The organism is Mycobacterium sp. (assembly GCF_044342925.1).
GTDB lineage: Bacteria > Actinomycetota > Actinomycetes > Mycobacteriales > Mycobacteriaceae > Mycobacterium.
In genome coordinates this window covers 1-7,434 of sequence record NZ_JBIIOV010000161.1, presented here as the reverse complement: position 1 = coordinate 7,434, position 7,434 = coordinate 1, and the positions used below count along the sequence as shown (strand labels likewise).

The 7,434-nt window shown below is 65.9% G+C and carries 8 protein-coding genes and 1 pseudogene; 1 reads left to right on the top strand and 8 read right to left on the bottom strand.

Translation table 11 applies throughout. The features are described from left to right. From ADBZ6I_RS14560 to ADBZ6I_RS14550, 3 genes and pseudogenes are all read right to left on the bottom strand, one after another. Positions 1-446, bottom strand: a pseudogene (locus ADBZ6I_RS14560) (AMP-binding protein); the annotation flags it as partial. Beyond that, positions 443-757, bottom strand: a complete 315-nt coding sequence (locus ADBZ6I_RS14555) for an acyl carrier protein (protein WP_526385026.1) — start codon at positions 755-757, stop codon at positions 443-445. The pseudogene ADBZ6I_RS14560 and the gene ADBZ6I_RS14555, both read right to left, overlap by 4 nt. 26 nt (positions 758-783) lie before the next feature. Then, the gene (locus ADBZ6I_RS14550; RefSeq protein ID WP_526385024.1) at positions 784-1,890 is read right to left on the bottom strand and encodes an ABC transporter permease; all 1,107 of its coding nucleotides are present in this window, start codon (positions 1,888-1,890) and stop codon (positions 784-786) included. A gap of 101 nt (positions 1,891-1,991) precedes the next feature. On the opposite strand from ADBZ6I_RS14550, the gene ADBZ6I_RS14545 reads away from it, so the two are divergent. Then, positions 1,992-2,720, top strand: coding sequence for a transglutaminase-like domain-containing protein (locus ADBZ6I_RS14545; protein WP_526385022.1), 729 nt, complete (start codon positions 1,992-1,994; stop codon positions 2,718-2,720). A gap of 6 nt (positions 2,721-2,726) precedes the next feature. On the opposite strand, the gene ADBZ6I_RS14540 is transcribed toward ADBZ6I_RS14545, so the two are convergent. The 5 genes from ADBZ6I_RS14540 to ADBZ6I_RS14520 form a co-directional block, all read right to left on the bottom strand. Next, the gene (locus ADBZ6I_RS14540; protein WP_526385032.1) at positions 2,727-3,350 is read right to left on the bottom strand and encodes an ABC transporter ATP-binding protein; all 624 of its coding nucleotides are present in this window, start codon (positions 3,348-3,350) and stop codon (positions 2,727-2,729) included. Positions 3,351-3,498: 148 nt separating this feature from the next. Then, positions 3,499-4,602 (bottom strand): ABC transporter permease, encoded by a 1,104-nt coding sequence (locus tag ADBZ6I_RS14535; protein ID WP_526385020.1) that lies wholly within the window; start codon positions 4,600-4,602, stop codon positions 3,499-3,501. Further along, entirely contained in the window at positions 4,599-5,750 is a 1,152-nt protein-coding gene (locus ADBZ6I_RS14530) for a cysteine desulfurase family protein (protein ID WP_526385018.1), read from the bottom strand. Before ADBZ6I_RS14530 ends, ADBZ6I_RS14535 begins: the two co-directional genes overlap by 4 nt. Beyond that, positions 5,743-6,141, bottom strand: coding sequence for an iron-sulfur cluster assembly scaffold protein (locus tag ADBZ6I_RS14525; protein ID WP_526385030.1), 399 nt, complete (start codon positions 6,139-6,141; stop codon positions 5,743-5,745). Before ADBZ6I_RS14525 ends, ADBZ6I_RS14530 begins: the two co-directional genes overlap by 8 nt. A gap of 2 nt (positions 6,142-6,143) precedes the next feature. After that, positions 6,144-7,268 carry a LuxE/PaaK family acyltransferase gene (locus ADBZ6I_RS14520; protein ID WP_526385028.1) on the bottom strand — a complete coding sequence of 375 codons (1,125 nt, stop codon included), beginning with the start codon at positions 7,266-7,268 and terminating at the stop codon, positions 6,144-6,146. Positions 7,269-7,434 lie beyond the last annotated feature (166 nt).

Genomic DNA, 7,434 nt, shown 5'->3' with positions numbered 1-7,434 from the left:
CCGACCAGTCCCGAATGGGACAGCGCACCAACCGTTTCGGGTGGACCCAGCACAAGCACTGGGGCAAGGACCTGGAGCGCGGCCCGCAGATGCTGAACGCCGGCGGAGTCCTCCCGCGACGGGGTGGGCGGGGCCGCAACAGCGCATGGCACCGCGCCGAGCAGCAGAACCGCAAGCAGTGTCGACACATACGGCTCGGTGTTCGCGGCGATCATCACGATCCGGTCGCCGGGACCTACTCCCCGCGCGGCCAGTGCGCCGGCCCGGACCGCGACCGCGCCGGCCAGCGCAGCACCCGGCATCGTCGCCAGATGCTCCCGACTGTCATAGAAATCGAACTGAGCGTGATAGTCCCGAAGCAGCAGGGGATAGTCGACGGCACCGGTGGCCACCGCAGGCGCGTGCCGAGCCACATAGGCCTGCAGGGCTGGCGAGAATGGGGTCACGGGCCGTTGAGTCGCCCGGCGCGGTCGGCGATGCGGTTTCGGATGTAGTCCGACACATCGCCGAGGACCTCGAAGGAAAACGCAGCCTCCTCGTCGATGAACACTCTGAAGGTGTCCTCGAGTTCATTGACGAGGCCCATGAGTACCGCGGAGTCGACCGGCAAACTCAGCAGTGGGGTCGAGGCGTCGAGGGCGTCGAGATCCACCTGGGCGAGATCTTCCGGGGGCAGAAGTTTGACCAATCCGGTTCGTATCGCCGCCACGATCTCCCCCGGTTCAGGAAGTGTTGGCAGGGAATGTTTCTCGTCCATCGGTGATCTCTCTCTAGGGCGGCCGGTCAGCGCCGGAACGCCATGGCCGGATCGATGCGGGTGACACGGCGAAGCGACAGCAGTGAACCGAGGGCGGCCATGACGGCGGTGGTCAACGCCATGGCCGCCAGCATGCCCGGCGTGACCGCGATGGTCACATCACCGAGTCGGTCGCGAATGAGGAACTGCGCGGTGTAGGCCAGCGCGGCACCGACCAGATAGCCCAGTGCGGCGATGAGCGCCGCCTGCCCGAGGACGGTGCGGCACAGTTGGCCACCACGTACGCCGACGGCCCGCAGAACCCCGAAATCGACCATCTGTTCGTTGGTCGAGGCCAGTACCGTCAGCGCGATCAGCGCGACACCGACCAGGGCCGCGATGGCGATCATGGCCTTCAAGGGGCGCCCGATCATCGAGATGATGATGTCGCGGCTGTTCCGGGCGAACTCCTCCGACGTCATGGCGTCGGCCCCGGGCACCCGCTCCCGAATCGCCGCCGCCGCCTGTTCGGGGGTGTTTCCCGGCGACGGCTGGACTAGGACGTAGGACAGTCGATTTCCCGCCCGCATCAGTCGTGCGGCGTCGGGCAGCGAGATGAACGCGTAGAAGTTGCCCAACGCTGCGGTCTGGCTGGACAGGCCGACCACGGTGAAATCCCCATCGATGATGCGGACCGTGTCACCGAGGCGGATCCCGTTCTTCGCGGCCAACACCCGGTCCAAGACGACTTCACCGGCAGCGCTGATATCCCGGCCGGCGGCCAGCTTCCACGGACCTCCAACCCCGGTGACTGGGTCATAGCCCACCACGAAATAGGCCGTCTGCTCGCCGTTGTGGACGAAATCGGAGGGCTGGCCGAGGATCGGTTCTGCCGAAGCAACTTCGGGCAACGCCTTAACCTGGCCGGCGGTGTCGGCCGGCAGCCACGACACGGCCCGAAACATCTGCGACACCCCGGGTTGGACGACCCAGACGGCGTTGCGGGAATGGTCGATGTAGGTAGTGACCTGCCGGGTGGTGCCGACGAAGATGCCGGCCATCACCAGAACCAGCAGAACCGCGAACCCGACGGCGAGTACCGACAGGATCAAGCGGGTGCGTTCCACGGCGAGGTTTTTGACGGCGACGATCAACGTACTTTCCTCCTCCCAAAAGCGTTGCCCAGCAATGCTTCAGAACACGAAACAGCGGAAGGCACCCGAATTCGACCAGGGATGTGCGTAGGCTCCTGGTTATGGAGGACCGCTATCGCCGAGGCACCGCGCTGCTGAACATCGACGATCCGACGATCGCCCAGTTCGTGGACCAGCAGGGCTGGTGCCGGCTTCCCGAAGAGGACCGGATCGGCGCGGTGTACAACTTCGTCCGGGACCAGATTCCGTTTGGCTACAACACCTCCGACGATTTGGCTGCCTCGACGGTGCTGGCCGACGGATACGGTCAGTGCAACACCAAGACGACGCTGCTGATGGCCCTGTTGAGGGCAATCGGCATTGGCTGCCGCCTGCACGGCGCCACCGTCGACAAGAGCCTTCAGCATGGCGTGATGGTCGCGCCGATGTACTGGTTCGCTCCTCGCAGCATCATCCACACCTGGGCCGAGGTCAATGTGGGCGACCGCTGGGTGGGTTTGGAGGGAGTCATCGTCGACGGCGGCTTCCTGGCGGGAGTGCAGGCGCACACCGGTCAGCGCTCGGGGCCATTTCTTGGCTACGGCATCGGGACCGAGGATCTGCAGAACCCCACTATCGAGTGGCACGGAACGGACACCGCCATCCAGGCAACCGGGATCAACCGGGACCTCGGCGTCTTCGACGACCCCGACGCCTTCTACCGCAAGTACGGCGTCAATGCCCGCGGCATGAAGGGTTGGCTGTACCGAAACGTCATGCGCAAGGCGATGAACAGGCGAGTCAGGGCGATCCGAATGACCCGGGTGCCCACCCAATCCGTGAACAACTGACACAGATCAGCCCGTCGCCTCGAGGATTCGGCCGTCTTCGAGGTGGACGACCCGGTCGGCGATGTCGTCCAGACGCGAATCGTGGGTGACGATCACCACGGCGGCATCGTGGGCTCTGGCCGCTTCAGCGAGTTGCTCGCTCACCCTTCGACCGGTGGCCGAATCCAGGTTCGCGGTGGGCTCATCGGCCAGGATGAGGTCTGGTCCCATTGCCAGAGCGCGCGCGGTTGCCACCCGCTGTTTCTCGCCTCCAGATAGTTCCGTCGGCCGATGCCCGCGTCGGTGTGCCAGTCCCAGGGTGTCTAGTAGTTCAGTCGCCCTGGCGAGAGCGGCCGACTTGCGGATGCCGGCGTAGCGCAACGGGACGGCCACGTTCTCCACGCTGGTCAGCGAGTTGATCAGGTTGTAGTCCTGGAAAAGAAAACCCAAGCGCATCAGCCGCAAGTGAGCGCGCTCTCGCTCGGAGAGCGCGCTGACATCGCGGCCTCCGATCCGCACGGTGCCCGAATCCGGGGTCAGCAGCAAGCCCATGATCAGCAGCGCCGTGGTCTTGCCGCCACCGGAGGGCCCCACAACCAACATGACCTGTCCACGATCCACCGATGCGCTGATGCCGCCCAACGCCTGCACCGCAGCCTCACCCGTCCCGTAATGATGCGTGACACCAACGAGTTCCAGGACGGGATCGGATGCGCGGTCCAGCACCGGGCGGTTGCAGCGGGCACATCGCGGCGGGGCGGCGTCGTGGTGGCAGATCGGGCAAAGCATGGTTTTCCTCTCAGCGCCGAAACGCGATCGCAGGGTCGATCCGGGCGATGCGGCGCGCCGGCAGCACTGATCCGAGCACAGCCATGACGACGGTGCCCGCTGCTACGGCAGCCAGCATGGTGGGGGTGATCGCGATGGTGACATCACCCATTCGATCGCCGAGCAGCAGTTGGGCGCCGTAGGCAATAGCCGCACCGATCAGATACCCCAGTGCCGCAATGATCCCGGCCTGCCCGACGACTATGCGCCACAACTGGTTCGGATCCACACCGATGGCCCTCAGCACACCGAAGTCGGTCATCTGCTCGGCGGTCAGCGACCAGATCGTCAGTCCCACCAGCGCTATACCGACCAACGTCGCAATGGCGATCATCGTCTTCAGGGGGCGACCGATCATCTTGACGATGATGTCGCGGCTATTGTCGGCGAAAGTCGCTGAGGTGTATGCGTCCACCCCGGGCACACCGCGCCGGATCGCCTCGGTCAGTTGCTCGTCGCTGAGGCCGGTTTTCGGTTGAACCAGGAAGTAAGACAGCCGGTTACCCGCGCGCAGCAGTCGCGCGGCATCCGGCAGCGCGATGAAGGTGTAGTAGTTCGTCGCCGCGGCGGTCTGATTAGACAGGCCGACGACGCTGAACCGCTCATCCACGATCTGGACGGTGTCGCCGAGGCCGATCCCGTTCTTACCCGCCAGAATCCGGTCAAGCACGACTTCGCCGGGGCGATCGACATTGCGGCCCGCCGACAGCGACCACGGCCCCCCGACCCCGGTAGCGGTGTCATAGCCCAGGACGAAATACGCGGTGTGGGTGTCACGGTGGACGAAGTCCGACGGCAATCCCAGGATCGGGTCGGCCGAGGCCACCTCGGGAAGCGCCAGTAGCTGTTCGCGCGTGTCGGCGGGCAACCAGGACACCGCCTTGAACATCTGCGACACCCCCGGTTGCATCACCCACACGGCGTTGCGGGAATGGTCGATATAGGTGGTTACCTGCCTGGTCGTCCCGACGAAGAGGCCCGTCATGACCAGCATCAGCAGAACGCCGAAAGCAACTCCCAGCACGGCTATCACGAGCCGCGCCTTCTCGAACAGCAGATTTTTGACCGCGATCACCGGTAGGCCCCGACCACCCCGGCCGCGCGCCGCAATCCCTCGACCGATCGCAGTGTCACCGATGCGACCCGGTCGATGTCCTCGACGCTGATGTCGGGTCCCAGCGAGAACCGCACCGTCGAGCGGGCATCCTCCTCGGCGAGACCCTGGGCGCTGAGCACGTGGGAGACGTTCTGCTCCTTCGCGTGACAGGCCGAGCCGGTGGAGATGTAGATCCCGTGCAGGTCGAGGGCGTCGGCAAGGGTGTCGCCGCGGACACCGTTGAAGCGGACGCTGATCGTCTCAGCCAGGACCGGTTCGGTGACGTTGACCTCGACCCCACCCGCATCCAGCAGTGCCGCGGTCAACCGCTCGCGCAGTGCGCGGCTGGTCCGCCGGTAGGCGGGCGTCAGCCGCTGCAGGCAAACATCAACCGCGGCAGCCATTCCCATCGCCCCGGCCACGTTCTCAGTTCCGGCCCGCACACCGTCCTCCTGGGCTCCGCCCCTGATCAACGGCGAGAGCCGGTGGCCGGCGCGCACCGCCAGGGCGCCGATCCCGCGCGGACCGCCAAACTTGTGCGCCGACACCGAGATCAGAGTCGCGCCGAGAGCACTGAGATCCAGCTTTCCCGCGGTATGCACGGCGTCGGTGTGGAACGCCGCGCCGGTACGCCGGGCCACTGCCGCGATCGCTTCGACCGGCTGGATGGCTCCGGTCTCGTTGTTGGCGTGCATCACCGAGACCAACGCGGTGTCCGGTCGGATCGCGGCGGCGATATCGGCCGTGGCGATGTGCCCGCAGGGCCCGGGGTCGACGAACGTCACCTCAACACCGAGTTCGGTGAGAGCCCGCGCGTTCTCCAAGATCGCCGAGTGCTCGATCGAGGTCGTCACCAGATGCCCCTCGAACTTCCGCGCGGCGAAGGTGCCCCACAACGCCAGCGCGTCGGATTCGCTGCCCCCAGAGGTCAGGACGACCTCGGCCGGACTGAGGCCGAACAGTCCGGCGATGGACCGCCGCGCCGCACCGAGTGCGTCGGCGGCCACCCGGCCCGCCTCGTGGCCGCTGGAAGGATTGCCCACCAAAGCCTGGCCGGCCTGTACGGCGCTGGCGGCGGCCGGTAGCAGGGGGGCGGTGGCGGCGTAGTCCAGATAAAGCTCAGCCATCGTTGGCGGGCCCGTCATCGGAGACTCCGGAACGGTAGTTCGCCGCCAGTCGCTGCGCCACGTCGGCGCCGAGTTCGGCCACATGTCGCTGCGCCGGCGCCATCCCGCCGGCCCAATCGGCTACCCGGTCGGCATCTAGACCGGCGATCTCGGCAAGCGCCATCCCGGTGAGGCGCTCGGTCAGGATCGAGGCGACCGCCAGCGAGGACGAACAGCCGAATGCCTCAAAGGCCGTCTCCGTGACGGCGTCGTCTCGGATGCGGGCGGTCAGAAGAATCTGATCACCGCACACCGGATTGCCGACAAAGGCGGCCACGTCGGGGCCGTCCAACCGTCCGCAGTTACGCGGGTTGGTGAAGTGCTCGATCACCTCTGCGCTGAACCGCGGCACGCTCACCTGCTCCCGGATGCGTCCGCAAGTTCACACTCAGCGACGATCTGATTGGAGTCGAGGTACTTCTCGATACTGACCGCGCAACAACCCAATTCGGCCCCCTGACGGCGACGACGGAACCGCACGGTCTGTCCGGTACGACCGCACGGGCAATCGCTGTCATCGACCTCCCCGACGTCGTCGGAGAGCAGAAAGCCGGGGTAGGCGGTGTTGAGCGCATCCAGAATCGCGATGCCGCCGGTCTTGCCCGGTTCGAGTTCAATTGCGGGATCGGTGATATCGCGGATCGACACATAGCACCACGGCGGCACGTGTTTGCGGTGGTGCTCGCACTCGATGGCGAGCATGTTGGACTCGATCATCCCGTACATGTCGCGGATCCGGGAGCGCTGCACACCCAGGAAGCGCTCGGCCTTGTCGTTGAACTCCTCGCGGCTGATGGAGCGTCCGGTGTACTGCTTCCATCCGCCGAGCATGACGATCATCGACTCCGGATCCAGGCTCAGCGGAACGGATTCCAACTCCAGATACCGCATGAACCTGGCCACGATGAATGGCGGACCGATGATGTGCCGCGTCATCGTGCCCTCCCAGCGGCGCAGGTAGGCAAGCGCCTCTTCGGGATCGAAGGAATAGTCCTTCACCAGGTAGCGGTGATCGTCGAGCATCGCGGTCATCAGGTTGAACACCTTGACCATCCCCATCTCGGGCACCTCGGCCGTCGATGGGCACAGGAACAGACCTGCGCCACTGGAGATGCCGAAGAAGTCGCGATAACCGCCGAGAATCCCGACCGAGGCCCTCGTTGTCGTCAGCGCGTCCCGACGGGCCACCGACGGCACGCCCCCTGTGCCGGTAGAGCGGATCTCGGTATCGATGTCGGCGAGTCCGCCGGTCAGCAGGACATGGGAGCCGGCCTGCTTGAACATCCCGACCGGGAGCAGCGGAATCCGATGCAGATCCTCGTAATTCGTGACATCGGCCGGAGTGACGCCCTCGCACTGGGCGCGGTAGAAGTCGTTGCGTTCGTAGTGGTAGGCGAACGCCGACCGCACGGCGTCGGTGAGCGACTGCCGCCACACCGGACGCGGCACCCGCAGCGCCTCTCCAGGCATACCCACCATCGCCGCTATGTTCACGTTCTGCTCCTTCTCCGCCCAAGGGCGGGCCATTCGCGGGATGTCATGTCGCCGAGAGCCATTGCGCTACGGAGCCACCGTCGCGGCCATACCGTGCATGCCGCCACCCATGCCGCCCCCGCCCATACCGCCGCCGCCGCCACACATCGGG